Origin of the sequence: Komagataeibacter swingsii (assembly GCF_003207895.1) — a bacterium.
Taxonomy (GTDB): Bacteria; Pseudomonadota; Alphaproteobacteria; order Acetobacterales; family Acetobacteraceae; genus Komagataeibacter; species Komagataeibacter swingsii.
In genome coordinates, this window is sequence record NZ_NKUB01000007.1 from 65715 (window position 1) to 82280 (window position 16566).

At 63.2% G+C, this 16566-nt stretch carries 16 protein-coding genes and 2 tRNA genes; 9 read left to right on the forward strand and 9 right to left on the reverse strand.

Annotated features, from left to right (window positions below; translation table 11 throughout):
* Nucleotides 1-50: 50 nt before the first annotated feature.
* On the reverse strand, nucleotides 51-389 hold the full coding sequence (locus CFR76_RS07480) for a P-II family nitrogen regulator (protein WP_010510184.1): 339 nt from the start codon (nucleotides 387-389) through the stop codon (nucleotides 51-53).
* A gap of 155 nt (nucleotides 390-544) precedes the next feature.
* Here CFR76_RS07480 and CFR76_RS07485 point away from each other — a divergent pair, with 155 nt between their 5' ends.
* Nucleotides 545-1750: an aminotransferase gene (locus tag CFR76_RS07485; protein WP_110556629.1), complete on the forward strand. Its 1206-nt coding sequence runs from the start codon at nucleotides 545-547 to the stop codon at nucleotides 1748-1750.
* A gap of 43 nt (nucleotides 1751-1793) precedes the next feature.
* Nucleotides 1794-1869, forward strand: a tRNA-His gene (locus tag CFR76_RS07490).
* Between the two features lie 48 nt (nucleotides 1870-1917).
* On the opposite strand, the gene CFR76_RS07495 is transcribed toward CFR76_RS07490, so the two are convergent.
* Both CFR76_RS07495 and CFR76_RS07500 read right to left on the reverse strand, forming a co-directional pair.
* Nucleotides 1918-2778: an SDR family oxidoreductase gene (locus CFR76_RS07495; RefSeq protein WP_110556572.1), complete on the reverse strand. Its 861-nt coding sequence runs from the start codon at nucleotides 2776-2778 to the stop codon at nucleotides 1918-1920.
* A complete protein-coding gene (locus CFR76_RS07500; RefSeq protein WP_110556573.1) occupies nucleotides 2778-4124 on the reverse strand; it encodes a hypothetical protein in 1347 nt (448 codons plus the stop codon). Before CFR76_RS07500 ends, CFR76_RS07495 begins: the two co-directional genes overlap by 1 nt.
* A 231-nt stretch (nucleotides 4125-4355) precedes the next feature.
* Between CFR76_RS07500 and rplM the strand changes: the two genes are divergently transcribed.
* Nucleotides 4356-4838: a 50S ribosomal protein L13 gene (rplM, locus tag CFR76_RS07505; RefSeq protein WP_010514614.1), complete on the forward strand. Its 483-nt coding sequence runs from the start codon at nucleotides 4356-4358 to the stop codon at nucleotides 4836-4838.
* 5 nt (nucleotides 4839-4843) lie between these two features.
* Nucleotides 4844-5347 carry a 30S ribosomal protein S9 gene (rpsI, locus tag CFR76_RS07510; protein WP_025439615.1) on the forward strand — a complete coding sequence of 168 codons (504 nt, stop codon included), beginning with the start codon at nucleotides 4844-4846 and terminating at the stop codon, nucleotides 5345-5347.
* A gap of 104 nt (nucleotides 5348-5451) precedes the next feature.
* Here the strand turns inward: rpsI and CFR76_RS07515 are convergent, their stop codons facing one another.
* A complete protein-coding gene (locus CFR76_RS07515) occupies nucleotides 5452-5733 on the reverse strand; it encodes a hypothetical protein (protein ID WP_110556574.1) in 282 nt (93 codons plus the stop codon).
* A 29-nt stretch (nucleotides 5734-5762) separates the two neighbouring features.
* The gene (locus CFR76_RS07520) at nucleotides 5763-6590 is read right to left on the reverse strand and encodes a DNA/RNA non-specific endonuclease (protein WP_110556575.1); all 828 of its coding nucleotides are present in this window, start codon (nucleotides 6588-6590) and stop codon (nucleotides 5763-5765) included.
* 95 nt (nucleotides 6591-6685) lie between these two features.
* Between CFR76_RS07520 and CFR76_RS07525 the strand changes: the two genes are divergently transcribed.
* Nucleotides 6686-6868, forward strand: coding sequence for a hypothetical protein (locus tag CFR76_RS07525; RefSeq protein WP_110556576.1), 183 nt, complete (start codon nucleotides 6686-6688; stop codon nucleotides 6866-6868).
* On the opposite strand, the gene CFR76_RS07530 is transcribed toward CFR76_RS07525, so the two are convergent.
* Complete coding sequence (locus CFR76_RS07530) at nucleotides 6865-7542, reverse strand: hypothetical protein (RefSeq protein WP_244191824.1); 678 nt, start codon at nucleotides 7540-7542, stop codon at nucleotides 6865-6867. The two genes, CFR76_RS07525 and CFR76_RS07530, sit on opposite strands and share 4 nt — an antisense overlap.
* Nucleotides 7543-8178: 636 nt before the next feature.
* Between CFR76_RS07530 and CFR76_RS07535 the strand changes: the two genes are divergently transcribed.
* Entirely contained in the window at nucleotides 8179-8391 is a 213-nt protein-coding gene (locus tag CFR76_RS07535) for a hypothetical protein (RefSeq protein WP_110556578.1), read from the forward strand.
* A 58-nt stretch (nucleotides 8392-8449) separates the two neighbouring features.
* On the opposite strand, the gene ilvD is transcribed toward CFR76_RS07535, so the two are convergent.
* A complete protein-coding gene (gene ilvD, locus CFR76_RS07540; protein WP_110556579.1) occupies nucleotides 8450-10312 on the reverse strand; it encodes a dihydroxy-acid dehydratase in 1863 nt (620 codons plus the stop codon).
* A 186-nt stretch (nucleotides 10313-10498) separates the two neighbouring features.
* Between ilvD and CFR76_RS07545 the strand changes: the two genes are divergently transcribed.
* Together CFR76_RS07545 and CFR76_RS07550 are read left to right on the forward strand one after the other, a co-directional pair.
* Nucleotides 10499-12625, forward strand: coding sequence for an AsmA family protein (locus tag CFR76_RS07545; protein ID WP_110556580.1), 2127 nt, complete (start codon nucleotides 10499-10501; stop codon nucleotides 12623-12625).
* A 94-nt stretch (nucleotides 12626-12719) separates the two neighbouring features.
* Nucleotides 12720-12794 (forward strand) — tRNA-Thr (locus CFR76_RS07550).
* Between the two features lie 146 nt (nucleotides 12795-12940).
* Here CFR76_RS07550 and CFR76_RS07555 read toward each other — a convergent pair.
* Complete coding sequence (locus CFR76_RS07555) at nucleotides 12941-13504, reverse strand: DsbA family protein (protein WP_110556581.1); 564 nt, start codon at nucleotides 13502-13504, stop codon at nucleotides 12941-12943.
* A gap of 346 nt (nucleotides 13505-13850) precedes the next feature.
* Here CFR76_RS07555 and CFR76_RS07560 point away from each other — a divergent pair, with 346 nt between their 5' ends.
* Complete coding sequence (locus CFR76_RS07560; RefSeq protein WP_110556582.1) at nucleotides 13851-15218, forward strand: 8-oxoguanine deaminase; 1368 nt, start codon at nucleotides 13851-13853, stop codon at nucleotides 15216-15218.
* Between the two features lie 132 nt (nucleotides 15219-15350).
* On the opposite strand, the gene CFR76_RS07565 is transcribed toward CFR76_RS07560, so the two are convergent.
* Nucleotides 15351-16175: an SDR family NAD(P)-dependent oxidoreductase gene (locus CFR76_RS07565; protein WP_244191825.1), complete on the reverse strand. Its 825-nt coding sequence runs from the start codon at nucleotides 16173-16175 to the stop codon at nucleotides 15351-15353.
* Between the last annotated feature and the right edge of the window lie 391 nt (nucleotides 16176-16566).

Consider the following 16566-nt stretch of genomic DNA (forward strand, 5'->3'; position numbering starts at 1 on the left):
CCGCTGTCGATAGGCGTGCTGCCATGGGACCCATGTTTGCATCCCGGACATCAGACCGCGTCGGCGCCGCGTTCGCCTGTGCGGATACGGATGACATCCGTCACGGGAGTTACAAATATCTTGCCGTCGCCGATGCGGCCCGTGCGGGCGGCCGCCATGATGGCTTCTATCGCGCGTTCGGTCATGTCGTCAGGGCACACGATTTCCAGCTTTACCTTGGGCAGGAAGTCGATGATGTATTCCGCGCCACGGTACAGCTCCGTATGGCCTTTCTGCCGCCCGAAGCCCTTGGCCTCCGTGACGGTGATTCCCATCAGACCGATTTCATGCAGGGCCTCCTTCACCTCGTCGAGCTTGAAGGGCTTGATGATGGCCTCGATCTTTTTCATGCTGCTGTGTCTGTCTTCCGTCTCGTGGCGTAAGGTCCGCGTGCCGTCTGTCTGGCGCAGGCAGGGTTGCATGGCTTTGGATTTCAGGCAATCGGATGACAGGGCAAAAAATACGCGCGCGCGTCGTGACACGCGCGCCGGGACAGGATGATACGATGAAACCCGCCAACTCGTTGCTTTCGGGTCTGCCAACCACCATTTTTTCAGTCATTTCTGCGCTGGCGGTGAAACATGACGCCATCAACCTCGGCCAGGGCTTTCCCGATACCGAAGGTCCGGCCGACATGGTGGACGCCGCGGCCCGCGCCCTGCGTGACGGGCGCAACCAGTATCCGCCCCTTGCGGGCCTGCCGGAACTGCGGGGCGCCGTGGCGCGGTCCAATGCGCGCTTCTACGGCATCAATGTCGATCCCGCGCGTGAAGTCGTGGTGACGTGCGGCGCGACCGAAGCCATTACCGCATCCCTCATGGCGCTGGTGAACCGCGGTGACGAGGTCGTGGTGTTCGAACCGCTGTATGACACCTACATGCCCGTGCTGGAACTGCTGGGCGCGGTCGTGCGCAAGGTGCGCCTTGCGCCGCCGCACTGGGACCTGCCCCGTACGGAGCTGGCCGCGGCCTTCAGCCCGCGCACCAAGGCCATTTTGCTCAACACGCCCATGAACCCGACCGGCAAGGTCTTCACGCGCGACGAACTGGAATTCATCGCGGGCCTTGTCGCGCGCCATGATGCCTATGCCGTGTGTGACGAGGTGTACGAGCACCTGACGTTTGGCGCCGTCCGGCATGTTCCCCTGATGGCGCTGCCGGGCATGCGCGGGCGCACGATCCGGATCGGCAGCGCGGGCAAGAGCTTTTCCATGACGGGGTGGAAGGTCGGCTACGTCACCGCCCCCGCCGCGCTGGCCGACCTTGTGATGAAGGCGCACCAGCTTCTGACCTTTACCGTCGCCCCCAACCTGCAGCGCGCGGTGGCCATGGGGCTGGACAAGGACGCGGCCTATTTCGGGCGGCTGGCCGAAGGCATGCGCTCGGCCCGTGACTGGCTGGCGGAAGGGCTGGAACGCGCGGGCTTCAGGGTGCTGCAATCCGATGGCAGCTACTTCCTGGTCGCGGATTTCTCTCCGCTGGGGTTCAGGGGGAACGATGTCGCCTTCTGTCAGGAAATGGTCGAAAAAGTCGGCGTGGCCGCGATTCCGGTCTCGGCCTTCTATGACCAGGACGGGACGGACATACCCGGTCATTACGTCCGTTTCGCGTTCTGCAAGAAGACGGGCGTCATCGCCAGCGCCGTGCAGCGGCTGCAATCCGTGCGCGAACGGCTGTGCGCGGGAAATGTTGTGGAAACCCAAAAAGGATAGTTGACGTACGCGTACGGATTTTCTAAATGACTGCGCAGTTGTGGCGGACGTAGCTCAGTTGGTAGAGCGCCGGTTTGTGGTACCGGTTGTCGCGGGTTCAATCCCCGTCGTTCGCCCCAACTCTCCTTCCAGTAAATGATGAATATAATGCCGCGCGGCCAATTGCCCTAGCCGGGATGTGCGAACGTGTGTTCCAGCCCTGCTGCCAGCGGCGTAGGCGCAAGCCCCAACTGCGTGCGCATGGGCGTAATATCGAAAATCTTGTCTTCCATCAGGCGTCGTACCTCGGCTGGCGCAATGCGCGGCAGGCCGGGCAGGTGGAGTCGCGCAGCCCCCATCAGCAGCCATCCGGGCAGTGATACGACGGGTCGCGGGCGCAACCCTGCCGCAAGGGCAACCTGGCGCGTGAAATCGCGATAGGTGACCTGATCCCCGCCGGCGATGACCATGCTGTGCGGCCCGTCCCAGCGACGGTCCATGGCCGCAAGGAGGGCGCGGGTCACGTCACCCTGCCATATGGGCTGGATGCGTGACGTCCCGCCGCCGGGCAGTGGCAGGACAGGCAGGCGGCGCATGAGCGCGGCAAGGCGACGCACATTGTCTTCACCCGTTGCGCCATAGATCATGGTGGGGTGCAGCAGCACGCCATCGCGGCCCGACCGGGCAAAGGCCCGTGCGCCGTCCATCACGCCACGGCCATGCGCGTCGGGCCAGCGGGTGAAGATGCGGGTGCTGCCCAGCGCCACGATCCGGGCGGTTTCGGGGGCCGCCGCCAGCACGGCGGGCAGGTGGCGGGCATGGGCGGTCAGGATAATGGACGTGGCATCAGCCAGCGCCGCGCGCAGGCGGCCGGTATCATCACACAGGTCAGCCACGCGGGCCGGATACGTCATGCCCGTCGCCTGCCACCGCGACAGGCTGCGCACCACCGGCACGACGGGCCGCCCGGCAGCCCCCAGCGCATGGCACAGCGCCAGTCCCGACCGGCCGGTCGCGCCAATGACATGCACCGGCCCGGCACCGGCCATCAGGGTGTGGAGATGGTCAGGCCCAGCGGGGCGGCAACCGACGGGTCCCCCGCCATGGACAGGGCGACGCCCAGCATCATCAGGTTGACCGGCTTCATCGGGCGCAGGGCGATCTGCAGCGGGTGGTCCTGCGGTGATTGCAGGAAGCGGCCCATGGCGCGCATCGACGCATCATCGGACGTGCCGAGCGTGGCCAGCAGGTTCTGCCGGTAGGCATCCACATCCATGTCACGGCTTTTGGCCAGCCCCGCCACCACGTGGCTGGCCAGCGACAGGTCATCCCACGTCATGGCGGCGGAGACGATCCGCGCGGTTTCGGGAATGATGGCCATGTCGTCAAACGGGATCTGGTCCAGTTCGGCCACCATGGTCAGGTTGCCCATGTCGGGGGATTCGATGGTCAGCGGTTCCAGGTGCACGCGGCCCGCGCTGCGGTCGCTGGTGCTGTTGGCGTGGATGTTGCCGCTGAAATGGTCATAGCCGAAGGCATTGAGGATGGACGGGTTGTCCGTGCCGGTGGACCACAGGGTCAGGTGGTCCAGCTTCGTATCCATCTTGTCTTCGGTCTCGGTGGAAAAACGCGACGTGGTGACATGGTCGATCTGCAACATGGGATGGGTGCTGTCGATTTCCACCTTCTTCAGGTCCATCGTCTGCGGGTGGCGTTCATGGACAAGGTGGCCCGACTGGATCAGGCTTGCGACCTCGCCCGCGAAATCCGGCCCGTCCACCACGATATGCTCGACGGAAATGCGGCGCGTGGGCGTCAGGTTGATCTGTGTCGCCAGCCGGTCAAGGTCCAGGTGCGATGAACGGCCCATCCCGTACTGGCTTACGGTCATGCGCCCGATGGTCACGTCCGTCTGGCTGGCGGGAATGGCCAGATGCATGTTGGTGAACGCCCCGCGGTCCAGCACCAGGGAATCGAAACCCAGCGGGGGGGCCATGTCGCCCGCCGCGCGCGCGGTGTTGGGCAGGACGAGGTTGCCCAGTTCCACCTGGTCCAGCGATATGGTGTTGGAGGGGGTCATGACCTTCACGTTGCGCAGCACCAGGCTGCCGATCTTCTCGCCCTGCACGTTATTGCCGGTCAGCCCCCCCAGCCGCACATCGGCCGCGATCAGCGTCATGGCGGGGTTGTGGTAGGTGACGGCGGTGAAATGCGCGCCCCGCGCCAGCGTGCGTGGCCGCGCCGTGGCGTAGCTGAACGTGGCGTCAGGCCCGATGGACGCCCTGAAGTCGGCAATGCCGGCCTCCAGCCTGCGCTGGGCAAAGTGATGCACCCCCCAACTGCCGACCAGCAGCACAAGTACAAGCAGGGGAATGGCGGGATAGAGTTTCTTCACGAGCCTGATATCCGTAATGACCTTGAACTGAGTGCTATCGCATTCCAGCCCCCTTGGGCAATCGCCAGCGGGAAGAGAGGCGCGGAAAGATGTGCGGTATCATGATACCACACACGTTTTTTTACCGGAAAAATGCCGTCTGTACGGGATTATGTGCTTGACGTTCGCACCGCGTACGGATGATAACGCGCCACCTGTTACCGCTACATTACTGGACGGAACACTGAATCCATGAAGACCACACTTTCGCTGAAACCCGCAGAGGTGACGCGTGGCTGGACCCTGATCGACGCCGAAGGCCTCGTGCTGGGTCGCCTGGCGGCCATCATCGCCCAGCGCCTGCGCGGCAAGCACAAGCCCCAGTTCACCCCGCATGTTGATTGCGGCGACAACATCGTCGTCATCAACGCCGAGAAGGTCCGCCTGACCGGCAACAAGGTGGACCAGAAGCTGTTCCACTACCACACCGGCTATCCCGGCGGGATCAAGGAACGCACGATCACCCAGCGCCTGACCGGCAAGAACCCCGGCGATGTCGTGCGCAAGGCCGTCGAGCGCATGATCACCCGCGGCCCGCTGCAGCGCGCGCAGATGAAGCACCTGTATGTCTATGCCGGTAGCGAACATCCGCATGAAGGGCAGAAGCCGCAGGTTCTCGACGTTGCGTCCATGAACCGCAAGAACGCCGTGAACACCCAGAAGGTCGGGGGCTGAACAACATGTCTGAAACCCAAGAACGTACAGGCACGCTGGCTGACCTCAAGGAAGCCGTTGCGTCCGGCCAGGTGACCTCATCGCAGGAAGCCGCGCCCGTTTACGAAGCCAAGCGCGACGCGCAGGGCCGTTCCTATGCCACGGGCCGCCGTAAGGACGCCGTGGCCCGCGTGTGGATCAAGCCGGGCAAGGGCGACATCATCGTCAATGGCCGTCCGGTCGGCACCTACTTCGCACGCCCCGTGCTGCGCATGCTGATCACCCAGCCGTTCCTGGTTGCCGATCGCTACAACCAGTTTGACGTGTACTGCACCGTTGTCGGTGGCGGTCTGTCCGGTCAGGCTGGTGCGGTCCGTCATGGCATCAGCCGCGCGCTGACCCATTACGAACCCGCGCTGCGCAGCATCCTGAAGGCTGCAGGCTTCCTGACGCGTGATTCGCGTGTTGTTGAACGTAAGAAGTACGGTCGCGCCAAGGCCCGTCGTTCCTTCCAGTTCAGCAAGCGCTGATCCTGCTTTCCCGTGGCATGCCACGGGATACGGGTTTTGCAACGGGGCCGGTCCAGCAATGGGCCGGCCCCGTTGCGCATCAGGCGTGCGCGACCCGCGTGGTGTCAGGCAAAGGGGTTGGCGACCCTGGCCGGTTTGCGCGGCGGCAGCGCGTCGGGCAGGTCCTTCTGCGCTTCCAGCGTTTCCACGACCTGCTGCATGAAGGCCAGCAGCGCGCGTGCGCGTTCCAGCCCGGCCCTGTCACGGCTCAGGTCCGTCTGGCCGTAAAAGGCGATGCTGTCGGTGCCGTTTTCCACCGTCATGCCGCCAATGGTGCGGCTGGCGCTGTTATCGGCAAAGGGGACAAGGGCCGGGTCGGGCTGCGATGTCGGGCGATGGGTGGTCATGGTCGTGTCTCCTTTGGGAAATGGGCCTGTCACCAGCGATAGGAGGCCTGCCGGGCACGGCGGCGGCGATGGGTGGTCGTGCGCCTGCGTGTCGTGCCAAAGGGCAGTGTCATGCAGGCCTGCTTCATGCGCGCGGGCAGGGCGGGAAAGGGATCAATCCCGGTCATATGGGTCAGTTCCGCCACGCTGACATGGCTGCAGCCGGGCGTGCGCGCGACATTATGGCATACGTAAACCCCTGTCTGTTCATGGCGGGGGTCGTATATGGCCTTCCACGTCGAAGTCGGCACCAGCACGCGGTCCGTCCCGATGGCCGACAGGGTGCGGGCATGGAAGGCGGGGCCGGTCACCACATACAGTTCCCCCTCCCGCAGGGCCAGCCTGCGCACGGCCGATTCGATTTCCGCCCACCGGCCCCGGTTCAGCACGGCGTGTTGCGGCACGATGTTGGACAGGAGGAAGGTTTCCTCCTGTGTCTGTTCGTCCGGCATGTCGCCCGATGGGGTCATGTGCCCGCGGTCAAAGCCGGACCTGACATAATCCTCCAGCTCCGCCCGCGCATCCGGCGCGATGCGCGTATCGGGATGGAATTCCCCTCGGCGCGGGGTGGCCATGGCCGCGCGGACCATGGCGGTATCAAGATGTTCCGCTGACCACAGCGGTTCGCGTGCCAGGCCGGAATACAGCACGGCATACCGGGCATTGCACAGCAGTTGCGTCCGGGGCGACAGCTTTGCGTTGTCCAGCACCGGCAACTGCTGTCCCGCGCCCAGTTCCGCGCACCCTTCGGCCAGTGCGCCATGGGTTGGGAGCAGGCGCGCAAGCCCGAGCAGAAGGGGCAGGACGTACCGGGTCATGCGACGGGCTGGGCAATGTCGGAACACGGTCTGGCGTTATCCATCTGTTCTGGTAAAACGGAGCCTATCCGTGAAACATCTGATGGGACAGGGCAATGGCCGAGCAGCCTGATTCAGGAACCCCCGGCCCGCGGGACTCCTTCATCCTGCATCGTCGTGAACTGCCCCCCACGCGGCGCGCGCGCATGCTGCGCACTGGCCTGCGCGTGGTGACGGTCGTGTTGCTGGCGGCGGCCCTGATCGACCTTGTCATCCAGCTTGCCGGACATGGTCGTTAAGGGGAATGCGTTCCTGCCGTCGTGGGGGGTGGCAGGTCGGCTGAAATGCCACTCCTGGACAGGGCAATGGTTACGTCTATCGTTTCCTGATTGACCTGCGCGTCAAATTCCCGGTCCACCACCGGGTTCTGCGCCATTGTCATCATGTCGCCAAAACGCAGCTGCGCCCAGTCAATGCGGTCATAGGCCTGACGGGTCACGTCAAAGTTCACCATGGGGTGGCGCGTCCCGTTCGGGGCAATGTAGGACCATGCGAAATGGCAGCGTGCGGGCGCGCCGCGCTGGCTGAACAGCGTATGGACGAAGCCGGGCGTCACATCCATCTGCACCGTGTTCATGAGATAATGCGGCGCCTGCTGCCGCAGGGCGGGTGTGACCAGCGTATTGAACAGTCCGGCCTGGATCATTTCGGGCATGTGGGCCATGAAGGTGGCCTGGTTTATGGTCATTTCGACCATGCAGGGCGTGGTCTGCGCAAGGCGGGTTTCAATGCCCCATGCATGCGCGGTGGTTTCCGTTCCCATGATGGGTGCGGGATAGGTGAGCGATGCGGCATGCGCCGTGACACCCATGCCACCCGGAAGGATCAGGCCCAGGGCCAGGATTGCGGCATGCATGCCCGGCCGTGGCGTGGCAGGGCGTTCGGGAATGGTCGGATATGTCAGGCTAGGCAAGGGTTGGCCCCGGTCTGTAAAGGGTCTTGATAATGGTCACGGTGGCAGGAAACAGCTTTTGCCCCCTGCTGTCACGGGGGATGCAGGCATGTCAGCCCTGCCCAGTATGGGCGGTTTTTCCCATATTGGGCAAGATGTGCCACATGGCATGCCAGAACCCGCCCTTGCGCCATCGCGGGGATTGACAGGAAAATTTCTGGTGAAGCCTTTCTGAAAAAACGGCACTGAAAAACTTTATATATCAACACATTGGTTATTATATTTTTTATTTTATTTCGATTTTGTATAAAATTATTTCAGTGTGTCCATATTCTTCATGTATTGTTTTAGTATCGTCTTGTCCATATTATATCAGTCATGGAAATGCCATAATAATTGTCTTTTTCATGCCTCGCGGTCCTGTTGCCATAGCCCGGTGGGGGATCTGCCGCACATCGTGGGCCATGGCTGGCAACCAATTGTGGCCAAAGGCTTTTTTTTGGTGTGTGATGATGAAACTTCCGGTACCCTGCCACGTTTGCGGCGGGTAATGGAAACCAGAAGAATACTGCCGGTGGCAGCGTGTCAGGTTACGGTCGGCCCATGGGGCGGTCGTGCGCACGGGCTGGCGTACCCGGTGGTGCAGGTCAGGAAACCATGTTTGAATCAAAGATCATAGAAGTGGATGGCGTGTTCGTGGGGGCGGCCATCATTACGGGCATTGCGTCCTCGCTGCGTTTTTACGCAACCCATGACAGCGTGCGCTGCCTGCACAACGCCATCCTGCCCGACCTGGTGGCGCTGAAGCAGCGGGTAACGGCGACATTCCGTCGCATGGGGCACAAGGCCGTCACCTTCCGCGAGGCATAGTTACAGAACGCGCGACGCCCCGGTGGGAAGCCGTATCCCGCCCGGGGCGCCAGATGGATCAGCGGCTGGTACGGCGGCCAAGCTGGCTGACATCGCGCACGGCGCCGCGCGCGGCGCTGGTGGTCAGGGCGCTGTAGGCCTGAAGGGCGACGGAGACTTCGCGCTGCCGGTCCGGCTGCCATGCGCGCTCACCCCGTTCCTCCATCGCGTCGCGGCGGGCGGCAAGGTCCGCATCGCTTACGGTGGTGCGCAGGACGCGGTTGGGGATGTCGATCTCGATCGTATCGCCTTCCTCCAGCAGCCCGATGATGCCGCCTTCGGCCGCCTCGGGCGAGATATGGCCGATCGACAGCCCCGAACTGCCGCCAGAAAAGCGGCCATCGGTAATCAGGGCGCATTTTTCAGCCAGCCCCTTGGATTTCAGGTAGCTGGTCGGATACAGCATTTCCTGCATCCCCGGCCCGCCCTTCGGCCCTTCGTAGCGGATCACCACCACGTCACCCGGCACGATCCTGTCGCCAAGGATGGCGGACACGGCCGCGTCCTGACTTTCGAAAATGCGGGCCGGGCCGGTAAAGGTCAGCAGGTTGTCGGCAACGCCCGCGGTCTTCACGATGGCGCCGTCTTCGGCAAGGTTGCCGAACAGCACCGCAAGGCCGCCATCCTGGCTGTAGGCATGGTCCGCATCACGGATCGCGCCATTGGCACGGTCGGTATCCAGCGCCTTGTAACGGCTGGCCTGCGAGAAGGCTTCCGTGGTGCGCACGCCGCCGGGGGCGGCGCGGAAGAAGGTGCGTGCGTCCTCATCCACCGTATCGGTGCTGATATCCCACTTCGCCAGTGCCGCCGCCATGCTGGGGGCATGCACGTTGGGGGCATCCATGTGCAGCAGGCCCATGCGGGCCAGTTCGCCCATGATGGCGGGAATGCCGCCGGCGCGGTGCACGTCCTCCATGTGGATATCCATGCGCGAGGGCGAGACCTTGCACAGGTTGGGCACCTTGTGGGACAGGCGGTCGATGTCGGACATGGTGAAATGCACCTTGCCCTCATGCGCGGCCGCCAGCAGGTGCAGCACGGTGTTGGTTGACCCGCCCATGGCGATATCGACCGACATGGCGTTTTCAAACGCGGCCTTGGTGGCGATGCCACGCGGCAGGGCGGTGGCGTCGTCGTTTTCATACCACCGGCGGGCCAGCGCCACGATCTCGCGCCCCGCGCGCATGAACAGTTCGCGGCGGTCGGCGTGGGTGGCCACAAGGCTGCCATTGCCCGGCAGGGCCAGGCCCAGCGCCTCGGTCAGGCAGTTCATGGAATTGGCGGTGAACATGCCCGAGCACGACCCGCAGGTGGGGCAGGCGGAGCGTTCGATCGTGGCCGACTGTTCATCCGTCACATCCGCATTGGCCGCCGCCACCATCGACGTGATCAGGTCAACCTGCTGCTCGGTGCCGTTATTGATGATCTTGCCCGCTTCCATCGGCCCGCCGGAGACGAAGATGGCCGGGATGTTCAGCCGCATCGCCGCCATCAGCATGCCCGGCGTGATCTTGTCGCAGTTGCTTATGCATACCAGCGCATCGGCGCAGTGGGCGTTGACCATGTATTCCACCGCATCCGCGATCAGTTCGCGCGACGGCAGGCTGTACAGCATGCCGCCATGGCCCATGGCGATGCCGTCATCCACCGCGATGGTGTTGAACTCCCGCCCGATGCCGCCGGCTTCGGCCACGGCGCCGGCCACGAGCTGGCCCAGGTCCTTGAGGTGGACATGACCGGGCACGAACTGCGTGAACGAATTGGCGATGGCGATGATCGGCTTGCCGAAGTCACCGTCCTTCATGCCGGTTGCACGCCACAGGCTGCGCGCACCGGCCATGTTGCGGCCATGGGTCGTAGTGCGGGAACGATAGGCGGGCATGACAGTGACCTCTCGCGACAAAGGGGTTAGCATAGGGGAATAATATTGCCTGACCGCATACAGGACGCGCGGCCTGCGCGCCAGTCCAAACCTGCCACCGACCCGGCGGGCGGGGATCGCAACTCCCCCTGCGGCCACCCGTTCATCTGATACCTTACCCGTCATTGCACAAGGAGCGCGCGCGGCATGCCAGAACCGGACCGTCAGGATGGAACACCCGGCACGCGGCGGCGTGGCGTGCTGGCGCAGATACGGTTTCCATTACTGGGGGTCCTGGCGGTTGCGATCATGGCGCTGGCCATTTTCTGGTCATGGGACTGGTTCATCCCGCTGGTCGAACGCCGGGCGGGTGCCGCGCTGGGGCGCAGGGTCACGATCGCGCACCTGCATGTGCATCCGGGCCGCGTGATCCGCATCACCGCCGATGACGTGCGTATTGATGAACCCGAGGGGTTTGACACCCTGCCGCCCTTCGCCACGGCGGACCACCTGATGGTCGGGGTCAACCTGTGGCGCCTGCTGGGGGGCAGGGTCGACCTGCCGGTGATCGCGCTGGACCGGCCGGTGGTGGAACTGGATGAAAAGCGTGACGGCCGCGCCAATTACCATTTCCCCGGCGGCGGAGATGGCGGGTCCACCCCCATGCCGCAGATCGGGGAACTGGACATTGCCGAAGGCCAGTTGCATTTCGTGCATGCGGGCCTGCGCAGCGACATGCGCGCGCAGGTGCATACCATACCGGCAAAGGGGGATACGCAGCCCCGCATCGTGGCGGAGGTGCGCGGCACCTATACCGGGCAGGCCATTACGGGGCATTTTTCCGGCGGGGCGCTGGTGTCACTGGCGGACAGGACGCGGCCCTATCCCATTGATGTCGCAGTGCATCACGGCCCCACGCATCTGACGCTGGTGGGGTCGGTGGATGACCCGCTGTCATTCCGTGGCGCGCGCCTGAAGCTGGCGCTGGCGGGGCCGGACATGTCGCTGCTGTATCCGCTGACGGGCGTGGTCATCCCGCAGACACCGCCATACCATGTGGCGGGCAGCCTTGATTACCATGACCAGCGCGTGCGCTTCCATGATTTCGAGGGCACGGTCGGGTCCAGCGACCTTGGCGGCACGCTGAGTGTCGATCCACACCAGGTGGTGACGTTCGTGGATGCCGATCTGCATTCACGCCATGTGGACCTTGCCGACCTTGGCGGATTCTTTGGCGCGACGCCGGGGGAACATCCCTCCACCACGCAGCAGGCGGCGGAACAGAAGGCGCATGAGGCCAGCGGCGCGGTCCTGCCCACCACGCCCATCAACCTGCCCAGGCTGGAGGCCACCAATGTCCATCTGGCCTATCACGGGGACCATATCGAAAACCGGCATGTGCCGCTGGACAACATCGACGCGCTGGTGGATATCCGCGATGGCACGATCGATGTCCATCACCTGAACTTTGGCGTGGGCAAGGGAAAGCTTGCCAGCAGTGGCACCTTCGTGCCGCAGGGCAACGGGGTGGATGCCCGCATCCGGGTCGACATGGAGCAGATCGACCTGTCGCGCCTCATGCAGGCGCTGGGCAATTACCAGGGGCAGGGGACGATTGGCGGCCATGTCATGGTGCATGGCCATGGGCAGTCGCTGGCGCAGATCGTGGGCGACGGCAATGGCGGCGTGACGCTGGCGCTGGATGAAGGCGGGGATATTTCCGCCATCCTGCCCGACCTGCTGGGGCTGGAGCTGGGCAAGGCGCTGCTGTCCGCCCTTGGCCTGCCAGCCAAGACCGACCTGAAATGCCTGGTCGCGGACATGCCGCTGCGCGACGGTGTGTTCCATACCAATGTCATGCTGCTGGAAACGGGCGATACCTCCACCGTGGGCAAGGGGGACATCAACTTCAGTGACAACACCATAAAATATGCCCTGCTGACACGTTCGCGCCATTTCGCCATCGCGTCCTTTCCCGGCCCGCTGCACATTACCGGGCCGCTCAGGCATCCCAGCATCATGCCCGGCGCCGAGGTGATCGGCCGCGCCGTGGCGTCCGTGCTGACGGGTTTCGTGTTCTCCCCCGTGGGCCTGCTGCCCACGATCGAGGCGGGGGTGGGCAAGCAGTCATCGTGCGCGGCCGCGATCAGGGAGGTGAACGAAAACCCGGCAGCCGGGATCGCGCCCCATGCCGCGCGGCCCGCGCGCCATGTCACACGGGTGCGCAAGGCCCCTGTGGCGCGGCAGGCGACCAGCCCGGTTTCCGCCACCCTGAGCCGTGCGGAACGCGACCATATCCGTGCCGTATGGGCGCAGCGGAAGGCCGCGCGCTAAAGGGTGGAATCCCGCTTGACCATGCAGGGCATTTCGGCAAAAAGGGGGAACAGGTGCGGTGAAGCCTCCGATTGTGGGCATGCTTCACTGTGATGCCGGGTTAGCACAGTGGTAGTGCAGCGGTTTTGTAAACCGAAGGCCGGGGGTTCAAATCCCTCACCCGGCACCATCTTTCCCAGAAATGCAGTAATTCATGCAATGCGCCTGTGGCGCGCCGGATTACGGTTGATCAGGCATGACAGAAGTTTCTGGCGGGGCCGCCTTTTTTCAAAAAAGCTTCACCAGAAACTGCTGCTGGAAAGTTAAATAAGCCGTTCAGGCGAAAATACGCTCCATCCATGCCTCGACCGTATCGCCACTGCTGATGGCGGGGTCGATCAGGCCGTCCACCATGAAGGTGGGGGAGACGTGGATACCGTTCTGGCGGCTGTATCTGCACTGCCACTTGATGGCTTTCTGCAGGTCCGGCACGGCAAAGGCCGCCGCCAGCTTGACGCCGCTATAATGTTCGATCCGCCTGATGATGTCGTTTGGTGTCGCATCCATGTTGGGACCGGCGCAGTGATCGGTAAATTCGAATTCCTCGCGGTGCGCCGCCACCGCCGCCATGACGGTGCGGGCCGTCTCCTTGCCCCCTTCCAGGGTGGCGGCTGCAAGGATGCACCGGATGATGACACCGGAAAACATATGCCATGGCTGGGACTGCAGGCGGACCTTGATGGTGATCCGGTCCGCGCCAGCCTTTTCCAGCAGTTCGGGCAGCTTGTTGAAGGCACGGCATGAAAACGGGCAGGTCGGTTCAAGGAAAACCTCGAAAACACGCGGACCATGGCCCCATGCAAGCGGATCGACATGCAGGGGAGACGGGGTTGCTGGCATTGCCTGGGTTCCTTCATGCTGGCGTGGTGGGTGGGCAGCTTCCCGCCATGGAACATGGGCGGGGCCTGCCGGTTCATCCACTGTCTTTTTTACCCTATGGGCGAGGCATATGCCTAATGGGCCGGTCGCGGTCTTTCATATAGGCAATCGGCTGGAAAACCTGCATAAACGCAACGTTTCCCGGAAATCTGCCGATGAGATGTCCCGTAAAGAAAGACGTTTTTGGTGAAGCTTTTTTCAAAAAGCTTCACGGAACGTCGCCTTTTTGGGAAAAAGGCGACACCCAAAAACTTTTATTATTTTCTATCAATCCGTTATCTAGAACTCATTTTCAAGGTGGTAATGCATGGCCCACACCCTTCTGCTCAGGAATGCGCTGCGTCTGGTTACGATGGATGCCCACAGGCGCGAAATCGAAGGGGGATGGGTGCTGGTGCGTGACCGGCAGGTCGTGGCCATCGGAACCCCTGCGGACCCGCTGCCCGCCGCCGATGATGTCATTGATATGACGGGACACGTGGTGATGCCCGGCATGGTCAATACCCACCACCATATGTACCAGACCCTGACGCGGGTCATTCCCGCGGCACAGGATGCCTCCCTGTTCGGGTGGCTGCAGGCGCTCTATCCCATATGGGCGGGCCTGACGCCCGAGATGATCCGCGTTTCCGCCTGCACGGCCATGACGGAACTGCTGTGGTCGGGATGCACCACCACCAGCGACCATCTGTACCTGTTTCCCAATGGGGCGCGGCTTGATGATGAAATCGAGGCGGCGGGGCAGATGGGCATGCGTTTTCATGCCGCCCGTGGCGCGATGAGTGTTGGACAAAGCAAGGGCGGCCTGCCGCCCGACCGCGTGGTGGAAGATGAGGACGCCATCCTGTCGGACATGCAGCGCGTGATCGAAACCTACCACGACCCCGCGCCACTGGCGATGTTGCGGGTGGCCGTGGCCCCGTGTTCGCCGTTTTCGGTCAGCCGGGACCTTATGCGCAATGCCGCCGCCCTTGCCCGTGTGACAGGCACGATGCTGCATACCCATCTGGCTGAAAACGCCAGCGACATTGCCTATAGCCGCGAGAAATTCAACATGACCCCCGCCGAGTACGCCGAGGATACCGGCTGGATCGGCCAGGATGTCTGGCACGCCCATTGCGTGCGGCTGGATGATGCGGGCATCCACCGTTTTGGTGCGACCCGTACCGGCATGGCGCATTGCCCGTGTTCCAACATGCGGCTGGGGTCGGGCATTGCCCCGGTGCGCCGGATGGTGGCGGCGGGCATGCGGGTCGGGCTGGGGGTGGATGGTTCGGCTTCGAACGATGGCAGCCATATGCTGGGGGAAGCCCGTCAGGCCATGCTGCTGGGCCGCCTGCTGCCCACGGGCGATAACCAGCCCATGATGCAGGCGCGTGAGGTGCTGGAACTGGCAACCCGTGGGGGGGCGGCGGTGCTGGGGCGCGATGATGTCGGCCATCTGGCCCCCGGCATGGCAGCGGATATCGTGGCGTTCGACATGCGCGGGATCGACCATGCGGGCGCGCAGTCCGATCCGGTGGCGGCACTGGTGTTCTGCACGCCGGGAAAGGTGTCGTGCAGCATCGTCAATGGCCGGGTGCTGATCCGGGACGGGCAGTTCACGGCGCATGACCCGGCCGCGCTGGCCCGGCGGCATAACGCGCTGGCCCGTGAACTGCTGGAGAATTCCTGAAAAAATAATAGAAGTTTTTGGGTGCCACCTTTTTTCAAAAAGGCGGCGTTCCCTGAAGCTTTTCGGAAAAAAGCTTCACAAGAAACGTCTTTATGATTTCAAGGGCATATGGGACAGTTCCCGTCCTGTCGATCAGGTGCGTGAAGAGCGGCGTCTATAGGTGCGGTAGCCCATCCGCCCCAGGATTTTCATGACCGGAAGGCTGAGATTGAGCAGCCCCTGCGACGCCAGGCAGGCATGGGTGAACAGTTTGTCAAAGACGGAACTGAAGATTTCCCGGCTGCCGCGCTCGCAGCATTCCAGAATCCGTTGCGCCGTGACATCGGGTTCCTGCGGCTGGTCGATGAAATTGTATATCGACCCGCCTGCATCCATTTCATGGCGCAGCATGGGCGTATTGACGCTGGCGGGGTAGATGGATGACACGCGTATGCGCCGGGGGCGCAGTTCCTGTTCCAGCGCGCGGGCAAAACCGCGCAGGCCGAATTTGGCCGCCGTATAGACGCTGCTGCCCGCCAGCGGAAAAACCGCCGCCATGGAATTGACGAACACGATATGCCCCCCGCCCCGCATCGCGGGCAGCAGGGCGTTGGTCAGTTCGATCGGGGCGATCAGGTCCACCGCGATCTGGTCGGCGATTTCCTGCGTGCCCAACTGGCCAACCGGGCGGGGTGTGATGATGCCCGCGCAATGTACGATAACATCCAGTCGGGGCGCATGCTGGATAATCGCTTGGGCAGCCTTGCATATGCTGTCCATATCGGTCAGGTCGCACATGACTGGCAAGACACCGGGCATGTCAACCTGCGCCTGTCGGGATAATATGATTACCTGGTAGCCGCGCCCGATCATGCGCCGTACCAGTGCCTGCCCGATACCACCGGTCGCCCCCGTCACGACGGCGACCCTGCCTGTCGCGGGCTTGCCGGTGCTGTCGTTTAAATCACTCTTTTCCAACGAACTACATACTTCCCTGACCGCGATGCCCTGTCGTTGCGCCTGATACGCGCCGGACCCGACATTCTGCAAGGGCTTTTCCCTGCGGGGCAAGGGAACGGCTGCCCCCTGCCTGATCGTATCCATGATATCTGTAATAAAATGATACGTCGATAACCCTTCCTCCCCCTGCATCAATATACCGGCATAAGCGGGCAGGGCCGGGATGGTGCTATACTGTATTATTGTTATGCCTGAGACGAACAGTTCAGGGCGTGATTGTCCCTGAACCAGTTCCTGTGTCTGGCGCGCAGGAAGAAGATGTCGGGCCGGGCTGGGTTACGAACGGAACATGGGCGATAGGGGCTGTGGGCAGCGGTGGCCCGTTGCCGTGGGCAAGGGTATATTATAA